This window comes from Fontisphaera persica (assembly GCF_024832785.1).
In the GTDB taxonomy this organism is placed as follows: domain Bacteria; phylum Verrucomicrobiota; class Verrucomicrobiia; order Limisphaerales; family Fontisphaeraceae; genus Fontisphaera; species Fontisphaera persica.
This window is the reverse complement of record NZ_CP116615.1, coordinates 4,075,773-4,094,435: the sequence shown is the minus strand read 5'-3', so window position 1 is coordinate 4,094,435 and position 18,663 is coordinate 4,075,773. Positions and strand designations below refer to the sequence as shown.

Annotated in this window: 19 protein-coding genes; 7 read left to right on the top strand and 12 right to left on the bottom strand. The window is 63.6% G+C overall.

Annotation, left to right across the window (positions count from 1 at the left end; genetic code table 11):
• Positions 1–50: 50 nt before the first annotated feature.
• The 6 genes from xseA to NXS98_RS15340 all read right to left on the bottom strand — a co-directional run bounded on the left by xseA (position 51) and on the right by NXS98_RS15340 (position 6,284).
• Positions 51–1,472, bottom strand: a complete 1,422-nt coding sequence (gene xseA / locus NXS98_RS15365) for an exodeoxyribonuclease VII large subunit (protein ID WP_283845913.1) — start codon at positions 1,470–1,472, stop codon at positions 51–53.
• Positions 1,473–1,477: 5 nt separating this feature from the next.
• Positions 1,478–2,275: a TIGR00282 family metallophosphoesterase gene (locus NXS98_RS15360; RefSeq protein ID WP_283845912.1), complete on the bottom strand. Its 798-nt coding sequence runs from the start codon at positions 2,273–2,275 to the stop codon at positions 1,478–1,480.
• A gap of 128 nt (positions 2,276–2,403) precedes the next feature.
• Positions 2,404–3,660, bottom strand: coding sequence for a histidine--tRNA ligase (gene hisS / locus NXS98_RS15355; RefSeq protein WP_283845910.1), 1,257 nt, complete (start codon positions 3,658–3,660; stop codon positions 2,404–2,406).
• Positions 3,661–3,762: 102 nt separating this feature from the next.
• Positions 3,763–4,095, bottom strand: a complete 333-nt coding sequence (locus tag NXS98_RS15350; RefSeq protein WP_283845909.1) for an HU family DNA-binding protein — start codon at positions 4,093–4,095, stop codon at positions 3,763–3,765.
• Positions 4,096–4,338: 243 nt separating this feature from the next.
• The gene (locus NXS98_RS15345) at positions 4,339–5,334 is read right to left on the bottom strand and encodes a helix-turn-helix transcriptional regulator (protein ID WP_283845907.1); all 996 of its coding nucleotides are present in this window, start codon (positions 5,332–5,334) and stop codon (positions 4,339–4,341) included.
• 179 nt (positions 5,335–5,513) lie between these two features.
• Entirely contained in the window at positions 5,514–6,284 is a 771-nt protein-coding gene (locus NXS98_RS15340; protein WP_283845906.1) for a 3-keto-disaccharide hydrolase, read from the bottom strand.
• Between the two features lie 23 nt (positions 6,285–6,307).
• Here NXS98_RS15340 and NXS98_RS15335 point away from each other — a divergent pair, with 23 nt between their 5' ends.
• Positions 6,308–7,774, top strand: coding sequence for a lipid biosynthesis B12-binding/radical SAM protein (locus tag NXS98_RS15335; RefSeq protein WP_283845905.1), 1,467 nt, complete (start codon positions 6,308–6,310; stop codon positions 7,772–7,774).
• 21 nt (positions 7,775–7,795) lie between these two features.
• On the opposite strand, the gene NXS98_RS15330 is transcribed toward NXS98_RS15335, so the two are convergent.
• The 3 genes from NXS98_RS15330 to NXS98_RS15320 are packed head-to-tail and all read right to left on the bottom strand — an operon-like array spanning position 7,796 to position 10,627.
• Positions 7,796–8,260 carry a hypothetical protein gene (locus tag NXS98_RS15330; protein WP_283845904.1) on the bottom strand — a complete coding sequence of 155 codons (465 nt, stop codon included), beginning with the start codon at positions 8,258–8,260 and terminating at the stop codon, positions 7,796–7,798.
• A 6-nt stretch (positions 8,261–8,266) separates the two neighbouring features.
• Complete coding sequence (locus NXS98_RS15325; RefSeq protein ID WP_283845903.1) at positions 8,267–9,466, bottom strand: type IV pilus twitching motility protein PilT; 1,200 nt, start codon at positions 9,464–9,466, stop codon at positions 8,267–8,269.
• A 48-nt stretch (positions 9,467–9,514) separates the two neighbouring features.
• Positions 9,515–10,627 (bottom strand): type IV pilus twitching motility protein PilT, encoded by a 1,113-nt coding sequence (locus NXS98_RS15320; protein ID WP_283845902.1) that lies wholly within the window; start codon positions 10,625–10,627, stop codon positions 9,515–9,517.
• A 62-nt stretch (positions 10,628–10,689) separates the two neighbouring features.
• On the opposite strand from NXS98_RS15320, the gene NXS98_RS15315 reads away from it, so the two are divergent.
• Positions 10,690–11,766 (top strand): class I SAM-dependent methyltransferase, encoded by a 1,077-nt coding sequence (locus NXS98_RS15315; protein ID WP_283845901.1) that lies wholly within the window; start codon positions 10,690–10,692, stop codon positions 11,764–11,766.
• Here NXS98_RS15315 and NXS98_RS15310 read toward each other — a convergent pair.
• On the bottom strand, positions 11,763–12,245 hold the full coding sequence (locus tag NXS98_RS15310; protein WP_283845899.1) for an SET domain-containing protein: 483 nt from the start codon (positions 12,243–12,245) through the stop codon (positions 11,763–11,765). The genes NXS98_RS15315 and NXS98_RS15310 overlap by 4 nt on opposite strands.
• 53 nt (positions 12,246–12,298) lie before the next feature.
• A complete protein-coding gene (trpD, locus tag NXS98_RS15305; RefSeq protein ID WP_283845898.1) occupies positions 12,299–13,339 on the bottom strand; it encodes an anthranilate phosphoribosyltransferase in 1,041 nt (346 codons plus the stop codon).
• Between the two features lie 206 nt (positions 13,340–13,545).
• Between trpD and NXS98_RS15300 the strand changes: the two genes are divergently transcribed.
• Positions 13,546–14,298: a protein-L-isoaspartate(D-aspartate) O-methyltransferase gene (locus NXS98_RS15300; protein ID WP_425499913.1), complete on the top strand. Its 753-nt coding sequence runs from the start codon at positions 13,546–13,548 to the stop codon at positions 14,296–14,298.
• Between the two features lie 15 nt (positions 14,299–14,313).
• Here NXS98_RS15300 and deoC read toward each other — a convergent pair whose 3' ends face one another.
• Positions 14,314–15,075: a deoxyribose-phosphate aldolase gene (deoC, locus tag NXS98_RS15295; RefSeq protein WP_283845897.1), complete on the bottom strand. Its 762-nt coding sequence runs from the start codon at positions 15,073–15,075 to the stop codon at positions 14,314–14,316.
• Positions 15,076–15,429: 354 nt separating this feature from the next.
• Between deoC and NXS98_RS15290 the strand changes: the two genes are divergently transcribed.
• From NXS98_RS15290 to NXS98_RS15275, 4 genes are read left to right on the top strand one after another with little or no spacing between them, the layout of a single operon-like run.
• A complete protein-coding gene (locus tag NXS98_RS15290; protein ID WP_283845896.1) occupies positions 15,430–16,122 on the top strand; it encodes a MotA/TolQ/ExbB proton channel family protein in 693 nt (230 codons plus the stop codon).
• An 11-nt stretch (positions 16,123–16,133) separates the two neighbouring features.
• Positions 16,134–16,553 carry an ExbD/TolR family protein gene (locus NXS98_RS15285; protein WP_283845895.1) on the top strand — a complete coding sequence of 140 codons (420 nt, stop codon included), beginning with the start codon at positions 16,134–16,136 and terminating at the stop codon, positions 16,551–16,553.
• A 31-nt stretch (positions 16,554–16,584) separates the two neighbouring features.
• Positions 16,585–17,445, top strand: coding sequence for an energy transducer TonB (locus NXS98_RS15280; RefSeq protein ID WP_283845894.1), 861 nt, complete (start codon positions 16,585–16,587; stop codon positions 17,443–17,445).
• Positions 17,442–18,644, top strand: coding sequence for a beta-propeller domain-containing protein (locus tag NXS98_RS15275; protein WP_283845893.1), 1,203 nt, complete (start codon positions 17,442–17,444; stop codon positions 18,642–18,644). Before NXS98_RS15280 ends, NXS98_RS15275 begins: the two co-directional genes overlap by 4 nt.
• Positions 18,645–18,663 lie beyond the last annotated feature (19 nt).

The window sequence follows — 18,663 nt, the reverse complement described above, 5'->3', positions numbered from 1 at the left end:
CCGCTGCGCTCCACGGAAAAGGGTCAGAACAACGGTATCGCAAGGGGAACCTATGCGGAGGTTTCGGGCCGGGTGTCTTCCACGCGGCTGGTCAATTGCCCATGCGCCAGGCGCGTGATGACCACCTGGCCCGGCGCTGTTTCCTCAGCCTGGCGCAAGATGCGGCCAGTGGCGGCGTCCTGGGTGATGGAATAACCACGTTCCAGGGTGTGCTGAGGGGAAAGCAGGCGTAGTTGTTCCATCAAATGGTGAAAGCGCGCCTGCCGCTGCTGTACCTTCAGCCGCGCGCCCTGCTGCAAACGCTGGCACAAGGCCAGGATGCGCTCGGCGCGCAATTGGAGCCAGCGCGTGGGCCGCAGGCGCTGCACCTGCCCGGACAGACGGGCGAGCAGGAGCTGCTGGTTTTGCCAGCGTCGGCGCGGTTGCCGCTGCAAACGCTCCACCCAGTCATCCAGCCGCTGGCTCCACAGCTCGAGGCGGCGGCGCGGATGACACCGGGCCAGGCGCCGCTCGCGCTGTTGCAGCGCCTCTTGTTTCTGCTCCCATTTTTTGGCCACCGTCCGCCGCAAAACGTCGGCGTAAGCGGGCGCCAATTGCTTCGCCTGAAACATCCCCTCGCTGAGCAGCTCGGCGGCGGCGCTGGGGGTGGGGGCGCGCACATCGGCCACAAAATCGCTGATGGTGAAATCAATTTCATGGCCCACCGCCGAAACCACCGGCACAGTGGAATGGAAAATGGCGCGCGCCACCACCTCTTCATTGAACGCCCACAAATCTTCCAGGCTCCCGCCGCCGCGCGTCACCAGCAGGGCGTGCAGGCCGCCGCCCGGGGGCTGCGCAACATGCCATTGATTTAACCGCGCAATGGCCGCGGCAATTTCCGCCGCGGCGCCGTCACCCTGCACGCGGCACGGCGCCAGGATAAGGTCCATGCCGGCAAACCGCCGCCGCCAGACGCTCAACACATCCTTCCAGGCGGCCGCCGCGGGCGAGGTCACCACCCCGACACGATAAATGAAGCGCGGCAGCGGCCGCTTGCGCGCCGGGTCAAACAAGCCTTCGGCCTGCAATTTTTGTTTGAGCCGCTCGAAGGCGGCCTGCAAGGCCCCCAGTCCCAGCGGCTCGACTTCGCGCACCAGCAGTTGGTACTGGCCGCGAGCTTCATAGACGGTGATTTCCCCGCGCAGCAAGACCTGCTGCCCATCCGCCAGCAGCTCCCGCCGGATGCCCGGCTCGCCGCGGAAGAGCACGCAGGCCAGTTGCGCGCCGGCGTCTTTCAAGGTGAAGTAAATGTGGCCGGAGGGTTGGCTGCGCAGGTTGCTGACTTCGCCCTTGACCCAGAGGGAGGGAAATTGTTGCTCGAGCAGTTTTTTGACGCGCTGCGTGACTTCGGTCACCGTCCATACCTGGCGGGTTTGTTGCGGGCCGAACAGCTCGCCAAAATCCCACTGGCTTTGGGCTTTGCGCGGCATATCCTTCAGGCGCTCGGCTCCACCGGCAGCGGCTCCATCACGCGGCTGATGGCCGTGGCCCGGCCGGTGGCCGCGTCCACTTCCAGCAGCGCGCCATGCAGCGCGGTGCGGCCTTTGGCCACCTCAAAGCGTTGCGGCATGCCGGTGAGAAACCGGCGGATGATGGGTTCAATCTCGCGTCCCAGCACGCTGTCCTGCGGGCCGGTGAACCCCACGTCGCTGATGAAGGCCGTGCCGCCGGGGAATATTTGCTCATCGGCGGTGGGCACATGGGTGTGCGTCCCCAGCACCGCCGTCACCATCCCATCCAGCATCCGGCCCAGCGCAATTTTTTCCGAGGTGGCCTCGGCATGAAAATCCACGATGACCACCCGCGCCCGGCTGCGCAGATTCAGCGCTTCCTGCTGGGCCAGACGGAAGGGATTTTCATGGGCGGGCATGAAGGTGCGCCCCTGCAAATTCAGCACGGCGACGGGCGGCAATCCGCTTTTTTCAAACACCCCCCAGCCCCGTCCCGGCACCTCCGCCGGATAATTGGCGGGGCGCAAAAAACGCGGCTCCTTGTCCAGCAGGGCCAGGACTTCCTTTTGATCCCACAAATGATCGCCGGAGGTGATGACGTCCACGCCGCTTTCAAAGATTTCCTCCGCCACGGCGGGAGTGATGCCGCTGCCGCCGGCGGCGTTTTCACCGTTGGCGATGACAAAATCCACGGCGTGGCGCAGGCGCAGCCGGGGTACCAGCGTCCGCACGGCGCGGCGGCCGGGCTGCCCCACAATATCGCCGACAAACAAAATCTTCATGGCCCCCAAACTAGGGCATGAAGGCGAAAAAGTCGAATGGGTTTGCGGCGGCCCGTTACCGCGAAAAACCGCTTCGCCAGGGAGTCCTGGCCGCGGCAGGCCAGCGGGCGGTCGCGCCGGCCCGGCGCTCACGGCCACGGCCACTGGTCCGGGGGAAGGACTTGCTCGGCGCGCGTGGCCAGATTTTTCCAGTGGGCCAGCAAGGCTCCACCCTCTCCGCGGCGCAGCGTCACCACCAGGGCCGCGCCCAGCTCCAGGGCGCGTTTGAGCTGCTTGTCGGCCTTGGCCGGGGTGAGCGAGTATTCCACCGCCTTGCCGGCCTGGCGCAGTTGCTGGACCAGCCGCAGCGTGGCCGGGCGGAGCGTTTCGTCCTCCACCACACACAGCACCTCCACCTGGGCGCGCAAGGCCGGGGCCAGTTGGCGCGCCTTGAGCAGCTCGCCCAGCACCACATCGCCCATGCCGAAACCCAGCGCCGGCAAATCCACCTTCCCCCCGCTAATGAGGTGGATGAGATTGTCATACCGCCCGCCGCCGGCAATGGCGCGAAACTCGCCCTGGCGGTCAAAGGCTTCAAAGACGGGGCCGGTGTAATAGGCCAGACCGCGGATGACCGCGTAATCCACCTTCACAAAATCACCCATGTCCCGCGCGCGCAGATTGTCCAAAATCCCCTGCAGCTCGGGGCTGGGTTCGCCGCGCTGGATGAATTCCCGCACTTGTTCCAGGGAAAACCCGAGGGCTTGAAGTTTGCCGGCGCTGACCTCCGGTGTTTCGCGCTCGAGTTTGTCAATGGTCTGAAAAAAATCATACTCCCGCTCCGGCGCGCCGCCGCCGCGGGCGTAGAAATCCCGCCAGGCATTGCGGCTGGAGAGGCGGATGACAAAATCCTGCGCCGTCAGCCCCAACGCCCGCAGCGTGTCAATGAGCAGCGCAATCAGCTCGGCGTCCGCGGCGGGATCCGCTTCGCCAATCAGGTCCGCGTTGAACTGGAAATGCTCGCGCAGGCGGCCTTTTTGCTGGCGCTCGTAGCGGAAGAGCTGGGGGATGGTGTACCACTTGATGGGTTTTTTGTAGGCGCGGTGATGCGCGGCCACCAGCCGGGCCAGAGTGGGGGTCATTTCGGGGCGCAACGCCACCTCGCGCCCGCCCTTGTCCACGAAATGATACAACTGCCCCACAATTTCGGCGCCGCTTTTGGCGGTGTACAATTCCAGCGGCTCCAGCGGCGGGCCGTCATATTCGCGAAAACCATAACGGCGGGCCACCTCGCGCCACGTGTCAAAGATGTGGCGCCGAAGGTCGGCGCTGGCCACCTCCGGATGCGGCAACGGTTCCGGATAAAAATCCCGAAAACCTGGCAATCGTTCAAACGCTTTGGACATAGCGCAAAGCGGCATCAAACCTAAAGAACCCGCAGGGAAGCAAATCAAAAAAATCCCCGCAGCACGGGGCGCCGCACCGCTCTCAAGCTGGGCAAAATCAGATTACGAAGGCTGGTCGGTGGCGGTTTCCGGGCTGGGCGAGGTGGGCAACTCCTTCAACTGCAACACCAGGTCCCGCATCTCCTTGCCGGGCTTGAAGCGCACGACAAAACGGGGCGGGATGGGCACATTCACGTGGGGCGTATTGGGATTGCGCCCCACGCGCGCCTTGCGTTTCTTCACCTCGAACACCCCGAAGTTGCGGAGCTCAACCTTGTCTCCCTTGCCTAAGGCCTCGGTGATGACGTCCAACGCGCGCTGGACGGCTTGCATCACGTCCTGCTGCTTCAGGCCGGTGTCCTCGCTAATCCGAATTACCAGGTCACGCTTTGTCATAACATGTCCTTCAGGGTTGGATGCGAACGGTCACTAACTAGCCTAACTTCTTCACTATGAGACACTTTTATGTTCTGGTCAAGCAGCATAAATGGATTTTTTTGAACTGCGCACAAGGCCCCAAAAATGGAGATTAACTCGGAATATTGCTGGCAATCGCCGGGATAAAAGGCTGTCCCATCCTGCGCGGACACGGATTACTTCCGCACCCTCCCTACGCCTCCAATGCCACGCTTGCCGGCCTTAATCCGCCTCGGTTTCGGTGTTGGGGTAGCGGTTCAGCATGGCTTGGGCGGCGGCGCGCACGCGGCTGGCCAGGCGTTTGGGGCGTACCACCATGGCATGCGCCCCCCAGCTCAACACCCATCCCAGGATTTCCTCGATGTTGTTCAACCGGAGCCGCAGCCGCGAGCCGCCGCCGGGCAGCTCGAGCCATTCGTGACGGGGATTCCAGCGGCGCCCGCGCAGCAAATCCGTGGCCCACGCATCAAATTCGATGACCACCTCGTAGTCATCCTCGCCTTTGAACACCAGAAAACTGTCTTTGAGGTATTCGTCGGCCTTGAAATTTTCGGGTCTGGAAAAGGTGCGCTTGAGCAGGTGGACCTCTTTCATGCGCGAGAGAACAAAAGTGCGCAGGGCCTTGCGTTGCAAATCCAGCCCAATCAGGTACCAATGATGGTCAATGTAGGCCAGGTGATAAGGGCACACCTGCCGGCGCATCCAGGCGCGCTCGCCCAGCCGCCGATAAAGAAAACTGACCATCCGCTTCTGGAACAGGGCCTCGCTCAATACTCCGAACAGCTCCACATCGGTGTCCTCCGGACCCAGGGGCCGAATCGAAAGCGCCTCGTTCAAATGGCCCAAACTCACCGGATTGCGATCATCCAAATGGCTGGCCAGGCGATGCAGCGCCGTCTGCAGCGGGGCGGCAAACTTCGTGCCCTGGTACGCGGAAACCACTTTTTGCGCCACCAGCAGCGCAAACAACTCCCGCTCATTCAACAGCACCGCGGGAAATTGTTTCACGGGCCGGCTGTAATAGTGGCCGCGCCGGGTGGCGTCATACTCAATGGGTAATTCGAGCCGGTCCCGCATGAACTCAATGTCCCGCTTGATGGTGCGCGGGTTGACCTCAAACTGGCGGGCCACGGTGTGCGCATTGGGATATTGTTTTTCCACCAGCATTTGATGAATCGCCATCATTCGCTCCAGGGGCGGACGCGAGAAACGTTCCATGCGGGGCCGAGTCATGGCTGGTTAATAGCGGATTTGGCAGCGGCGGGAAAGCCCTTTTCCATGCTGGCTTGCCGGGCCAGCCTGCTCCAGGAAAGGAGGGAGGTTGGCCGCCCCAGCGGCGCTGCGCCCGGACGTCTCGGCCGGATTGTCCTCGCCAGCGGCCCCCCCACCCGGCATCCTTACCATTCGCGGATGAAGAGGTCCTTGAAGCGGATGTACAACAAATCGCCGGTGTGAATTTGCAAGGCTAGATGGCCGCGCAGCCCCACCCGCCGCTGGCGATGCAGCGCGTCATCCAACAGGCCGGCGCCGTCCAAATCCGTAATCTGGACCCCATTCAAAAAAGCCCGGATGCGCGTGCCGCGGGCGGATATTTCGAGGGTGTTCCAGGCGGGGGTGTCGTGGCTGTAATAAAACCGGAGTCCGGCCGGCGCCATGTTGGTTTGAACCCACTGGCCGGCGGGCAAATTGGGGTAAATCCAACGGGTGTTGCCGCGGGTCTCATCCCACATCATGCCCGTGCGCCACGGGCCGGGAGGGTTAATGTCAATCTGCGGGCCGTCGAGCCAGAAGGCAGCATCATCATACCGGCTGCGAAGTTGCACGCCGCTGTTGCCGGGACTGTTGGTAAAGGCCTGAAACTTCAATTGCAGGTCAAAATCACCGTACTCCTTTTCCGTCATCAACCACACATAATCGTGTTGTTTGTTGGTCAAGGTATCGGCCACCAACTCGCCATTTTCCACGCGCCAGAAGTTTTGCTCGCGGTCGGCGGGTTTGGCTTTGATGACCCACCCGGCAAGGTCGCGCCCATTGAAAAGCGGCGTCCACGGCGGAGGGGCCGCCTGCGAGGCGCCCACTGGGGGGAAGCCCAGGAGGGCCAGGCTGAGCAAAAGGCATCGCCAAGCGCCACGGGCCGGCGTATCATGGCGGAGCAGGTGATGAATCATGGCGCCACTATAATCCGGCAGGCATGAGCGACGCTACGGCAAAATGTTTCGGCTCCTTGCCGCCGCCCGGCACGGGCAGAGGCGCGCGGTGCCTGCTGATTAGCCTGAACACCTGCCGCGACCCGTACGTGGTGTTTCCCCTCGGGCTGGCCCATGTGGATGCGGCCCTGCGGCAGGCAGGCTTTCAGACGCAGTGGCTCGACTGGCAAATGGAGGGAACCACCCTGACCGAGCGCCTGAAAGCGTGGCCGCCGGATTTTGTGGGCCTGTCGCTGCGCAATATTGACGATGTGCTCATCCAGCGCCAGGAAACGTTTTTTGATGGACTGGCCGAGGTGTGCCGGACCATTCGGGCGCACTGCGCGGCGCCGATGATTCTGGGCGGCAGCGGCTTTTCCATCTTTCCCGAGGAGCTGTTGACGTTGAGCGGGGCGGATTTCGGGTTGCAGGGAGAGGCGGAGGAGACCTTGCCGCAATTGCTCACCGCCCTGCAAACCGGCAGGGATTTCAGCCATCTGCCGGGCTTGGTCCACCGGCGCGGCGGGCAAGTGGTCTGCAATCCACCGGCGCATCTGGCGAATCTGGCCACATTGCCGCGGCCCATTCGTCCCGCCGAGGCGGCGCGCTGGTACGTCGAGCACAGCTCGATGTTGAATGTGCAGACGCAGCGGGGCTGCGCCTTTCACTGTTGTTATTGCACGTATCCCCTCATCGAAGGGCGCGTGCCGCGGCATCGTCCGGCCGAGGAAGTGGCGGAGGAGCTGGCGGCCCTGGAGGCGGCCGGGGCGCGTTATTTTTTTGTGGTGGACAGTGTGTTCAACGCCTCGCCAGCGCACGCCGCGGCCGTGTGCGAGGCGATGGTGCGCCGCCAGCTTCGCCTGACCTGGGGCTGTTTTTTGCGTCCCGCCGGTTTGACGCCCGAGCTGGCGCAGTTGATGGCGCGCGCGGGCCTGCGGCACGTGGAGTTTGGCACAGACAGTTTCAGCGACACGGTGCTGGCCGAGTATGGCAAGCATTTTGATTTCGCGGAGGTGTTGCGCTGCAGCCGCCTGGTGCAAGAGGCGGGGATGGACGCCTGCCACTTTTTGATTTGCGGCGGTCCGGGGGAGACGGAGGCCACCCTGGAGGAAGGTTTCCGCAATTCATTGCATCTGCCGGCATGCGTGGTGTTGCCGGTCATTGGCATGCGGATTTATCCGCGCACGCCCCTGCACGACCGCGCGCTGCGGGAGGGCTTGCTGCCCGCGGGGGCGTCCCTGCTCCAGCCCACATATTATGTCTCGCCGGCGCTGACGCCCGAGCGCATCGGGGAGCGGCTGGCGGAATTTGCCCGGCGCTCGCGGCGGTGGATTACCCGGGAGGCGCCCCCGGCGTTTTTATCCTTGGTGGAACGGCTGCGCCGGCGCGGGGCGGTGGGGCCGCTGTGGAGTTATTATTCCTGGCTGAGCCGCTTTGAGGACGCGGGCAAGGGACCACCCCCTGGCCCCTGATTTTTGCGCCGGAGAAGCGCCTTACACTTTACCCTGGATGATGCGCTCGTGGGTCTGGCGGTAGGGCACCAGGAAGAGTTCGTTGTCGCTGATGATCTTGGCGAGAATGCCCTCCAGGTTGGAAAAATCCGCGCGGTTGATGATGCCGTGGACACTCAGAGCGAAGGCCTGCAACGGGTTGAGGGTTTGGAGGGTTTCACTCAGCAAAACCACCGTGGCATGCCGGCGGAGATGCATGGGCAGCTTTTGCAGAAAGGCCAGGCTCTGGTTTTCCTCGAGAGTGGCACAGTGAAAGGTTTCCTCAAGGATGGTCACCTGATACTGGTACTGGGTGAAACGGTTCATGAAGTCCTCATGGTCGAGGGCGGCGTGCACTTTGTAACCCATCTGGTCCAGCACGCCCATGACCTGCACCTGCCACTCCAGGGTGCTGATGCCCAGCAGGGCGGGTTTGTCCGCCAGAGTTAAAATTTCGTATTGTTGCATAGGCGCTTATTTGAGTTTGAGCACCGGCGGGATGGGAACGTCCGTCTTTTTCTCCTCCGTCTTTTTCATCTGCAAATCCGTGTACGAGCTGGTGACCTCGCCGCGCTTCTTCTTGATGTTGTCAATGCCGCGGCTGACAATGGCGCGTTTGCTGGCCGAGAGCAGCGCGACTTCCTCGGTGATGATGCCGTTTTCGTAGGCCTCCAGGCAGGCGTGGTCAAAGTGCCGCCAGCCGAACGGATAGGCGGCCTCGATGATTTCGTAGAAGCTCTTGCCCTCGCTCTCGCCGTGGATGATGGAATCCTTGGTGCGGATGTTGTTGCCCATGATTTCGAGCAGTGCATAGCGGCCGCCGCCCACCTTGGGCACCAGGCGCTGGCTGATGACCCACCGCAGCGTATCCGCCAGCCGCACGCGCACCTGCTCCTGTTCCTCCGGCTCAAACATGCCCAGGATGCGGTTGATGGTCTGGCCGGCGTCAATGGTGTGGAGCGTGCTGAGCACCAAGTGGCCGGTTTCGGCGGCGCTGAGGCCAATTTCCACCGTCTCCCGGTCGCGCATCTCACCCACCAGAATAATCTTGGGAGCCTGGCGCAGGGCGGCGCGCAAGCCGCTGGAGAAGGTGTCAAAGTCATTCCCCATTTCCCGCTGGTTGAAGGTGGCCTTTTTCTGCGGATGCACAAACTCCACCGGGTCTTCCAGGGTGATGATGTGGATGGAGCGGGTTTCGTTGATTTCGTTCAGCAGCGCCGCCAGCGTGGTGCTCTTGCCCGAGCCGGTGGCGCCGGTGACCAGCACCAGGCCGGTTTTTTCCTTGGCCACCTGGAAAAAAATCTCCGGCATGCCCAGCTCCTTGAGGGTGGGGATTTTGGTGTTCAGTTTGCGCAGCACGCAGGAGTAATGGCCGCGCTGGCTGAAGATGTTCACGCGGAAGCGCGCCCGGCCCTCCACGCCGTAGGAGGCGTCACACGAGCCGCTGCGGAGCAAATCCTCCATCAGGCGGCGGTTGCCGCCAATGAGGTTGAGCGCGATGGTTTCGGTCTGAAACGGCGTGAGCTTTTCTATGGGGGGGTCAATCTGAACCGGCCGCAGCTCGCCGTCGTGCTCCACCTGCAGCGGCTTGTCCACCGTCATGTTGAGGTCGGAGACATCCGGATGATAATCGAGCATCCGGTTCAGGATGTAATCCAATTCGTTGCGTCGCATAAGCCGTGGGCCGGGCGGCCAGCCTGCGCGGCCGCCAGGCCGGATTGATTATTCCACATCGCCATTGGCCCGCGCCTCCTCCTGCCGTTCCGGCGACAGGAAGGGGAAAAACTTTTTCTTGTCCAGACACTTCTCAAAGGCCTCGTCCGGCGAGATGCGCTTCATTTTCAAATGGTCCATGATGGCATCGTCCAGGGGCTGGTTGCCGATGCGCTTGCCCACCTGAATCATGCCCGGAATCTGGTGGGTCTTGCCCTCGCGCACCAGGTTGGCCACGGCGGTGGTGAACACCAGAATCTCCAGCGCCGCCACGCGGCCCTTGCGGTCAATGCGCTTGAACAGGTTTTGCGCCACCACCCCGCGCAGGGCTTCCGACAGCGTGGCGCGGATTTTGTTCTGCTGGTCGGCAGGAAACACGTCAATGATGCGGTCCACCGTCTTGGCCGCGCTCTGGGTGTGCAGCGTGCCAAAGACCAGATGGCCGGTGCTGGCCGCGGTGAGCGCCAGCTCGATGGTTTCCAAGTCGCGCATTTCGCCCACCAGAATGATGTCGGGGTCCTCGCGCAGCGCGCCGCGCAGCGCGGCCGCAAACGACTTGGTGTGCACCCCCACCTCGCGGTGATTCACCAGGCAGCCCTTGCTCTCGTGCACGAACTCGATGGGGTCCTCAATGGTCAGAATGTGGTCCCGCCGGTTTTTATTCGCGTAATCCACCATCGCGGCCAGGGTGGTGCTCTTGCCGGAGCCGGTGGGGCCGGTCACCAGCACCAAGCCCTTGTGCAACATGCAAAACTTCTTCAGCACAGGCGGCAGCGGCGCCTCCAGTTTCTCAAAATCCTCAAACGACAGCACCTTGCTGGGAATCTGGCGGAATACGGCGGCAATGCCATTTTTCTGGTTGAAGAAATTGACGCGGAAGCGCGAAACATTGGGAATCTCGTAGCCGAAGTCCACGTCCCCGGTTTCCTCGAACACCTTAATCTTGTACTCCGGCGCAATCTCATAGAGCATGGCCTTGAGCGAGTCGTTTTCCAGCGCCGGGAAGTCCACCCGGTGCAGCTCGCCGTTGATGCGCAGCATGGGCGGATTGCCGGAGGACATGTGGAGGTCCGAGGCTTTCTGTTCGAGGAGCAAATTAAAAAAGGCGTCTATTTTGGCCATAAAATGGATATGTAACGGTCCTGACCTTTACTATTAGATGATTTTGCGGAAACTGCAAGCTTATGAATGAACTGCCGCGCGCCCTCCAACTGGCGCTGGAATCCAGCGGCGGCGCGCTGACTTTTGCGCGCTTCATGGAGCTGGCGCTTTATCATCCGGAGCTGGGGTACTACGAGCGGCGGGAGCACACTCCCGGCCGGCGGGGCGACTTTTTCACCAGCGTCAGCACCGGCCCGCTCTTTGGTGAATTACTGGCGCATCGCTTTGCCCGCTGGCTCGCCGAGCCGGTCCTTGGGGAGCATCCGGCGCTGGTGGAAGCCGGAGCGCACGACGGCCGGCTGGCGGCCGACGTCCTCACCGCCCTGCACCAGCATTATCCCGAGCTGGCCCGCCGCGTGGTCTATTACGTATTGGAACCCTCCGACACTCGCGCCGCCTGGCAGGCCGAAACGCTGGCCTCTTTTGCCGCGCAGGTGCGCCGCGCCCGTTCCTGGGAGGACCTGCCCCGGCCGCTGCGCGGGGTCATTTACTCCAATGAACTGCTGGACGCCTTGCCGGTACACCGTTTGGGGTGGGATGCGGCGCGGCAGGAATGGTTTGAATGGGGCGTCCGCCCGGGATGCGGCGGACTGGTTTGGACGCGGTTGGCCTTGAGTTCACCCGCGCTGGCGCCTGACTTGCCCCAGGTATTGCTGGAGGTGTTGCCGGAAGGTTTCACGGTGGAGGCGCCGGTTGCCGCCCTGGAATGGTGGCGCACCGCCGCCCTGCTGCTGGCCCCCGGCGGGCGTCTGATGACCTTGGATTATGGCAGCGCGCAGGCTGGGACGCTGGACCCCAGGCGCCCGCAGGGCACCCTGCGGGCCTTCTGGCGCCACACCTTGCAGGATGATTTGCTGGCGCGCCCTGGCGAGCAGGACCTGACTGCGGATGTGAACTTTGCCGCGGTGGAGGAAGCCGGCCGGGCGGCGGGATTGGTGACCGAAACGCTGGAGAAACAAGGCCCCTTCCTGACCCGCCTGGCCCTGGAGCTGGGGGAAAAGTTGGCATGGACAGCCGCCCGCCGCCGGCAGTTCATGACGCTCACCCATCCTCAGCACATGGGCGAGAGATTTTGCGTGCTGGTGCAGCGGCGTCCTTAAAGGCCGGTGGCCGGCGACGGCAGGGCGTCGGCCGGCGCGCGGGCCTGGCGTTCGCGCAACCGCGGGTGAAACTCCTCGGCCACCATGAAACCCACACAATTGGGCGCGCCGCAGTGGCAGGGGTAGTCCTGGTAATCCACCAAATCGTAGCCGTAATTAAAAGTGAGTTCTTCGCCCGCCCGAATATCCCGCAAAGCCACAATCCAAATTCGTCCGTGCTCCATGACGGCCTCGCAGTTGGGCGCGCAACTGTGATTGAGAAAACGGGCTGGATTCCACGGCACCAGGCCGTCCAGGTCAAATTCCTCGTCCAAATGGAAAATGTAGGCATTGTGGGCTTCGCAACGCCGCAGCGACTCGGCCTTGGTGATGCGTTCGCCCAGGTATTCCAGCACGCGCGTGCCGGCGGGGATGTCCCGCCGCGCAAAACCACCGCGCCCATGAATGGGCGAGTCGTGGATTTCGTAAAGCTCTTCCATGGTTTAACTTCTCCCTGGACTATTCGGGCGTTTCCTGCCGCTTCCCCGCGGGGTCAAGCCTGCCGGCTCAGTTCTGCCATTTTTCGGGTCACCACCCCTTCATCCACGAGCCGCGCCGCCAGCTCGATGCCGTCGGTGATGGTGCGGGCGGCGCCCCCCACGAACAACGCCGCGCCCGCGTTAAGCAGCACGGCGTCGCGCCGGGGGCTGCGGTCGCGCCCGCTTAACAAATCACGGGCGGCCTGCGCATTTTGGGCGGGGTCGCCTCCCTGCAAATCCGCCAGGGTGGCCGGTTGCAGCGGCCACTGGGACGGCGCCAGCCGGCTCACGGCGTGGGCATGGTCGTGGTAAAACTCGGCCACGACGGTTTCCCCCACGGTGGACATTTCATCCAGCCACAACGCTCCCGCCTGCCCGCACACCACCATGCCGCGCCGCACGCCCAGCCCCTGCAACACCCGCGCCAGTGGCTCGCAAAGCTCCGGCCGCGGCACGCCCATAAGCTGGGCCGAAGGCCGGGCTGGATTCAACAGCGGCCCCAAAAAGTTGAAGATGGTGCGCTGGCCACGCTCGGCGCAGAGCTTGCGGGCGGGTGCCATGTGACGAAAGGCGGGATGGTAGCGCGGCGCAAAGAAAAACGCGAAATGATGCGCCTGCAACGCCGCCACGGCTTCCGCCGGCGGCAAATCCACGGGAATCCCCAGCGCCTCGAGCACATCAGCGCTGCCACAGCGGGACGTGGCGGCGCGATTGCCATGCTTGGCCACCCGCAGGCCGGCCGCGGCACAAATCAGGGCCGACATGGTGGAAAAATTGAGCGTGTGCGCACGGTCCCCGCCCGTGCCCACCACGTCCAGAATTTCCTGCTGCCGCAGCTCAGGCGGCAATTCCACCGGCACGGCCAGGGCGCGCAAGGCCCGGGCAAAGGCGGTGATTTCCTCGAGGGTCTCGCCTTTTTGGGCCAGCGCGCTGAGAAAATCGGCCTTGGCTTCCACCGCCTCGCTTTCGCTGGTCAATCCTTGAACGGCAAGGTTGACCTGCTCCGGTGTCAGGGCAATGGCGGCACGCAGTTGTTGGGTCAATTCGCGCAACACGCCCCCAAAATAAGAGGCTCCCTGCCTCGCGCGCAACGGGGAATTTCGGGAAAATCCCCCTGCCCGTGGCGGCGGAGGCGGTAAAGGTGGGCCGCTGGCGGGCAGTTGGGCAGTGGCCCGGCGGCAGGGGAATTCAAGCTCCCGGCAGGCTGGCTTTAGGCGGATGGCTGGCTTATATTGTTGCTGGTCTTCACCCTGGCTGTGCCATGAAAATGCAATTAACAGCCCGCCGTCCCTATGGCATCTTGCTACTGGCAATGATGAGCTGGTGGTCGTTTTGGGGTTGCGATTCCGCGCCAGAGCCGCCCAATCCGGGAGGCGCAGCGGACGCCTTTGCCCAGGCCCGGCGCCGGATGGTGGAGCAGCAATTGGCGGGCTTCGGTCGTGACATCACCAACCGGCGCGTGCTCGAAGTCATGGGGCAGGTGCCCCGCCATGAATTTGTGCCGGCCAACGTCGTGCGCGAGGCTTACGAGGATTACCCCCTGCCCATCGGGCACGGCCAGACCATTTCCCAGCCCTACATCGTGGCTTTCATGACACAATGCCTGGAGCCGCAGCCGCATCATCGGGTCCTGGAAATCGGCACCGGCAGCGGCTATCAGGCCGCCGTACTCTCGCCGCTGGTCAAGGAGGTGTACACCATCGAAATCATTGAGCCGCTGGCCCGCCAGGCCGAGGCCACCCTGAAACGGCTGGGCTATACCAACGTCATGGTCAAGGCGGGCGATGGCTACCTGGGCTGGCCGGAGCACGCCCCCTTTGACTCCATCATCGTCACCTGCGCGCCGGAAAAAGTGCCGGAGCCGCTGGTGCGCCAGCTCAAGGAGGGCGGCCGCATGATTATCCCGGTGGGGCCGCTGCACGCGCAGGACCTGTACTTGCTGGTCAAAGAGAAGGACCGCGTCCGCCAGCAGGCTGTCCTGCCGGTGCGCTTTGTACCGATGACCCGCAAATAAGGCAGGGCCTCCGCCTCAATAACCCCCGCTGCCCAGGCTGGCCTGGCCCGAGGCAGCCCCCTCGCCCGCCGCGCGCTTTTTGTATTCCTCCAGCATGGCCGCCGACGCGGTGGCGCCGCAGCGGGTGCAGCCCAAGTCGCGCACCAACATAAGCGTGTCCAGGTCCCGCACGCCGCCGGCCGCTTTCACTTGCACGGCGGGCGAGACATGGGCGCGCATCAGGCGCAAATCATGCTCGGTGGCGCCGCGGTAGCTGTATTTGCCGTCCGGCCCTTTGACAAAGCCGTAGCCGGTGCTGGTCTTGACCCAGTCGGCGCCGGCGCGCTCGCTGACCTGGCAGAGGCGGATTTTGATGTCGTCGTTGGGCAGGTAATCGTTTTCAAAAATGACCTTCACCTTGGCGCCGTGGGCGTGGGCTTCTTCGCAGACGGCCCGGATGTCGGCCTCCACGTAATCCCAATCGCCGCTGAGGGCCTTCCCCACATTGATGACCATGTCAATCTCCACCGCGCCGTCCTGACAGGCCACACGGGTTTCATAACGTTTGACCTCCGTGGCGCTGTTGCCGTGGGGGAAGGCCACCACCGCGCCCACTTTGACCCCCGTGCCGCGCAGCAGCTCGGCGGCGCGCTTGACGAAGTACGGCTTGACACACACCGAGGCCACCCGATAACGAGCGGCCAGCCGACAGCCCTCCTCCATTTCCTGGTCGGTCAGCGTGGGATGCAGCAGCGAATGGTCCAGCATCCCCGCCAGTTCTTCATAGGTATATTTCATGGCGGCAGCTTGCCATGTCCGGCCCGGAATGGCCAGCGGGAAGGCGGACCGCCGCGGCAGGCAAGGCGCAAACGCCGGCGGTTCGCGCGGAACTGCGCAAAAAGGATTGAACAGTCGGCGGAAATAGGGCATCAAACCGTCATGTTCTGCGCGCGGGAAGGGGCAAAGGCGGTCCGCGCGCAGGTGCGAGCAGAGGTGAACCTATTCCGCCGCGGCAGGGGATGGGTCCGGCACCGGGTGCATCACTTTAACGTTGCCGCACAAGAGCAGGGCCATGCCGTTGCGCTCACCGGGCAGGGGCCGGGCGGGCGGCAGGCCGGTGGAAAGGATTGTAAGACTGTGCCTTGGGCATTCATGGCAGCCCAAATGGAATTGATTTCCATTTGGACGTGGGCGACCACGGAAGCAAAAATCATCATCATTCTGTTGATTGTGCTGTCCATCACCGCGTGGTCGGTGATGGCCGCCAAAGCCTTGCAAATGCGGCGCGCGAAAAAGCTCAACGCCTTTTTCTCCGCCGAGTATCGCCGGCAGCCCAATGTCCTGGCCGTCTATGACCGCAACCTCCCGGTGGAGGGTTGCCCGCTGTATTCCGTCTATCTGGAAGGCTGCTCGGCGCTGGAGGCGCGACTGCGCCAGCCGGACGGCCAGGGACGCAAAACCTTTGTTTCGTTGAAGGCGATGGAGCACGTGAAACGCGCGCTGGAGGGGGCGGTGGCCTCGCAAAGCCTGCAACTCGAGAGCGGGTTAATCACGCTGGCCCTGGCGGTCAGCGGCGCGCCGTTCCTGGGGCTGCTGGGCACGGTGTGGGGCGTGATGAGCACCTTCAGCCATGTGGCCTTGAAGGGCGAGGCCACGCTGGCCACCATGGCCCCCGGCGTCGCGGCGGCCCTCATCACCACCGTGGCCGGCCTGCTGGTCGCCATCCCTTCCATGTTTGGATATAATTATCTGGTGCACAATTTGCGCGCCATGACGGTGCAATTGGACAACTTTGCCCAGGACCTCGCCTCGCGGATGGAGGCGGAGTATCTGGAAGAAAAATAGACGCGGCAGCCATGCGGCGGTTCAGCCAAAGAAACCCTCTGGTCACGCTGAGTGAAATCAACATCACTCCGCTGCTGGACCTTGCCTTTGTGCTGCTCATCATTTTTGTCATCACCACGCCACTCCTGGAAAAGAGCATCCGCCTGAATCTCCCCGAGGGCGGGCGCACCGAGCCGCAACGCCCCAATCGGGATGACATTCAGACGGTCGAGATTTCGCCCACCGGCCAGTACCGTTTGCGGGGGCGGCCGATGACGCTGGCGCAAATCGAGGAGGAGCTGGCCCGGGCGTTTCGGGCCAATCCCAACACCATCATTTATGTGCGGGCGGACCAGGACGGGCCATACAAGTATGTGGCGGCGTTGATTGACATGTGCGAACGCCGCGGCATGACCCGCCTGAGCCTGCGCACCCAGGGCGAACCCCGGTAACATGGAGCCACTGCAAAAAAAATGCCTGTTCGTGAGCGCCGCCATTCACGCGGTGCTGCTGGGCGTTTTGCTGGTCGGCTCCGCCTTCCACAAGCCGCCGCCCCCGCGCGAAATCATCCCCATCAAGTATTTCAGCGGGCGGCTGGTGGACAGTGTGCTTAATGGCGGAGGCGGCGCGCCCCAAATGGTGCGCCTGCCCAATCCCACGCCCTCCCCCACCCCCGCGCCGCCGGCGCCCCCCGCCCGGACCACTCCCACGCCCACGCCGCCCACCCCTCCCACGCCCACGCCCCCCAAGGCCAATCCCACGCCCGTTGCGCCCAAGGTGGAGCCGGCGCCCAAAAACACCGCCAAGGCCACCACCACCGCGCCGCCTTCCAAAAACCCGCGCATCAACACCACCTTGACCACGCGCAAGAGCGCGGAGAAATCGGCCAGCGAGAAGACCTCGCCAGCGTCCACCGCCAAAGGTGGCGCGGCGGCGTCCCACCAGCGCGCCCAGGCCGTGGAGCGGGTCATGCAATCCCTTAACCAGGGATTGACCTCCGGCGGATTGACCCTCAGCGATGTGGTCGGTTCCGGGGTGGGTGGCGGGGCCGCGGCCATCAATTACAGCCAGGCCGTGCTGGGCGCGTATGACGATGCCTGGCGACCGCCGCCGGAACTGGAGGAGGAGACGGCGGTGACGGTGGCGCGCATCATTGTGCACCGCAGCGGCCGGATTGTGGATGCCCGCATCCTCAAACGCTCGGGCAACCACCTGATGGATTTGTCCGTGCAAAACGCGCTCGAGGCGGTGAAAGAACTGCCGCCCTTTCCCGAGGGGGCGCGGGATTTGGAGCGGACCTTCAAAATCGAATTCAATCTCAAAGTCAAACGAGGATTAGGATGAACAAACTTTACGTGTCGCGCCGGAGTTTTGGTCAGCGCCTGGCCTGGGGCGCAGCGAGCCTCTGCCTGTGGGCGGAGGGCTTGCGCGCCCAAACCGGGGAGGAAACACTCGTCATTCCCAAGGAGGCCAACCCGGCCTCGGTCATTCCGGTGGCGGTGGCGGGTTTTGCGGGAGAGGTGGACCAGGTCATCCGTTTTGATTTGGAAGTGCTCGGTTGTGAAATCGTGCCGCTGGAGCGGGCGGTGTACCTGGTGCAAGGCTCCAACAGTGGCAACGTGCAGGGCGCCCTGATGGACGCCCGCACCAAAAGCTCGCTGCTCGCCAAGGCTTACACCGGGGGCACGCTGCGGGCGCAGGCCCATGCCTTTGCCAACGATGTCATCCTTGCCCTCCGCGGCACCAAGCCCATTTTCCACACCCAGATTGCCTTCAAGGTGGACCGCGGGCCCGCCAAGGAAATTTGTGTCTCCGACTTTGACGGCCACAACGTAGTGGCCATCACCCGCGACAATACCATTGCCGCCGCCCCCTGCTGGCGGCCGGGCGCGCGCCAGTTGTATTACGTCTCCTACAAGGAAGGCTTCCCCGCCATTTACCTGCATGACTTGAGCGCGGGCGTGCGGCGGCCGGTGGCGCGCCATGCCGGCTCCAACATCAGCCCGGCTGTATCCCCTGATGGCAAGCTGGCCCTCATCCTGAGCAAGGGCGGCAGCCCCAACCTGTACGTGGCCGACGCCGAAGGCCAGAACCTGCGGAAGTTGACCAACAGCCGCGAGGGCGAGTCCTCCCCGTGCTGGTCGCCGGATGGGAAATATCTGTGCTACGCCTCGCGGCAGGAAGGCGGGCGCGGGTTGTATGTGGTGAACGCGGCCAGCGGCGAAGTCCGGCGTCTGCGCACGGCGCTGGTGAGCAACGCCACCGAGCCGGACTGGTCGCCGGACGGCAAATGGATTGCCTTCACCACCCAGACCGGCCCCAACAGCTTCGAGGTCTGCGTGGTGCCCGCGGAGGGCGGCGAAGCCATCCGGCTGGCGCCGGGCGAAGACCCTTCGTGGGCGCCCAATTCGCGCACGCTGGTGATTGCGCGCCGCACCGGCAACGGCAACCGGGTGCTGTCTTTGCTTGACGTCCCCACCAAACGGGTCAAGGATGCGCACCAGGTCGGCGGCAGCGCGTCCCAGCCCAGTTGGGCGCGTTAACCCCGAACCGATGAAGCGA

Bases quoted from the DNA above. Each gene is read 5' to 3' on its own strand.
- deoC (WP_283845897.1), bottom strand. From the start codon at position 15,075: ATGAAATATACCTATGAAGAACTGGCGGGGATGCTGGACCATTCGCTG.
- hisS (WP_283845910.1), bottom strand. From the start codon at position 3,660: ATGTCCAAAGCGTTTGAACGATTGCCAGGTTTTCGGGATTTTTATCCG.
- NXS98_RS15340 (WP_283845906.1), bottom strand. From the start codon at position 6,284: ATGATTCATCACCTGCTCCGCCATGATACGCCGGCCCGTGGCGCTTGG.
- NXS98_RS15275 (WP_283845893.1), top strand. From the start codon at position 17,442: ATGAACAAACTTTACGTGTCGCGCCGGAGTTTTGGTCAGCGCCTGGCC.
- NXS98_RS15300 (WP_425499913.1), top strand. From the start codon at position 13,546: ATGAAAATGCAATTAACAGCCCGCCGTCCCTATGGCATCTTGCTACTG.
- NXS98_RS15315 (WP_283845901.1), top strand. From the start codon at position 10,690: ATGAATGAACTGCCGCGCGCCCTCCAACTGGCGCTGGAATCCAGCGGC.
- NXS98_RS15290 (WP_283845896.1), top strand. From the start codon at position 15,430: ATGGCAGCCCAAATGGAATTGATTTCCATTTGGACGTGGGCGACCACG.
- NXS98_RS15350 (WP_283845909.1), bottom strand. From the start codon at position 4,095: ATGACAAAGCGTGACCTGGTAATTCGGATTAGCGAGGACACCGGCCTG.
- xseA (WP_283845913.1), bottom strand. From the start codon at position 1,472: ATGCCGCGCAAAGCCCAAAGCCAGTGGGATTTTGGCGAGCTGTTCGGC.
- NXS98_RS15360 (WP_283845912.1), bottom strand. From the start codon at position 2,275: ATGAAGATTTTGTTTGTCGGCGATATTGTGGGGCAGCCCGGCCGCCGC.
- NXS98_RS15325 (WP_283845903.1), bottom strand. From the start codon at position 9,466: ATGCGACGCAACGAATTGGATTACATCCTGAACCGGATGCTCGATTAT.
- NXS98_RS15330 (WP_283845904.1), bottom strand. From the start codon at position 8,260: ATGCAACAATACGAAATTTTAACTCTGGCGGACAAACCCGCCCTGCTG.
- NXS98_RS15285 (WP_283845895.1), top strand. From the start codon at position 16,134: ATGCGGCGGTTCAGCCAAAGAAACCCTCTGGTCACGCTGAGTGAAATC.
- NXS98_RS15335 (WP_283845905.1), top strand. From the start codon at position 6,308: ATGAGCGACGCTACGGCAAAATGTTTCGGCTCCTTGCCGCCGCCCGGC.
- NXS98_RS15345 (WP_283845907.1), bottom strand. From the start codon at position 5,334: ATGGAACGTTTCTCGCGTCCGCCCCTGGAGCGAATGATGGCGATTCAT.
- NXS98_RS15310 (WP_283845899.1), bottom strand. From the start codon at position 12,245: ATGGAAGAGCTTTACGAAATCCACGACTCGCCCATTCATGGGCGCGGT.
- NXS98_RS15320 (WP_283845902.1), bottom strand. From the start codon at position 10,627: ATGGCCAAAATAGACGCCTTTTTTAATTTGCTCCTCGAACAGAAAGCC.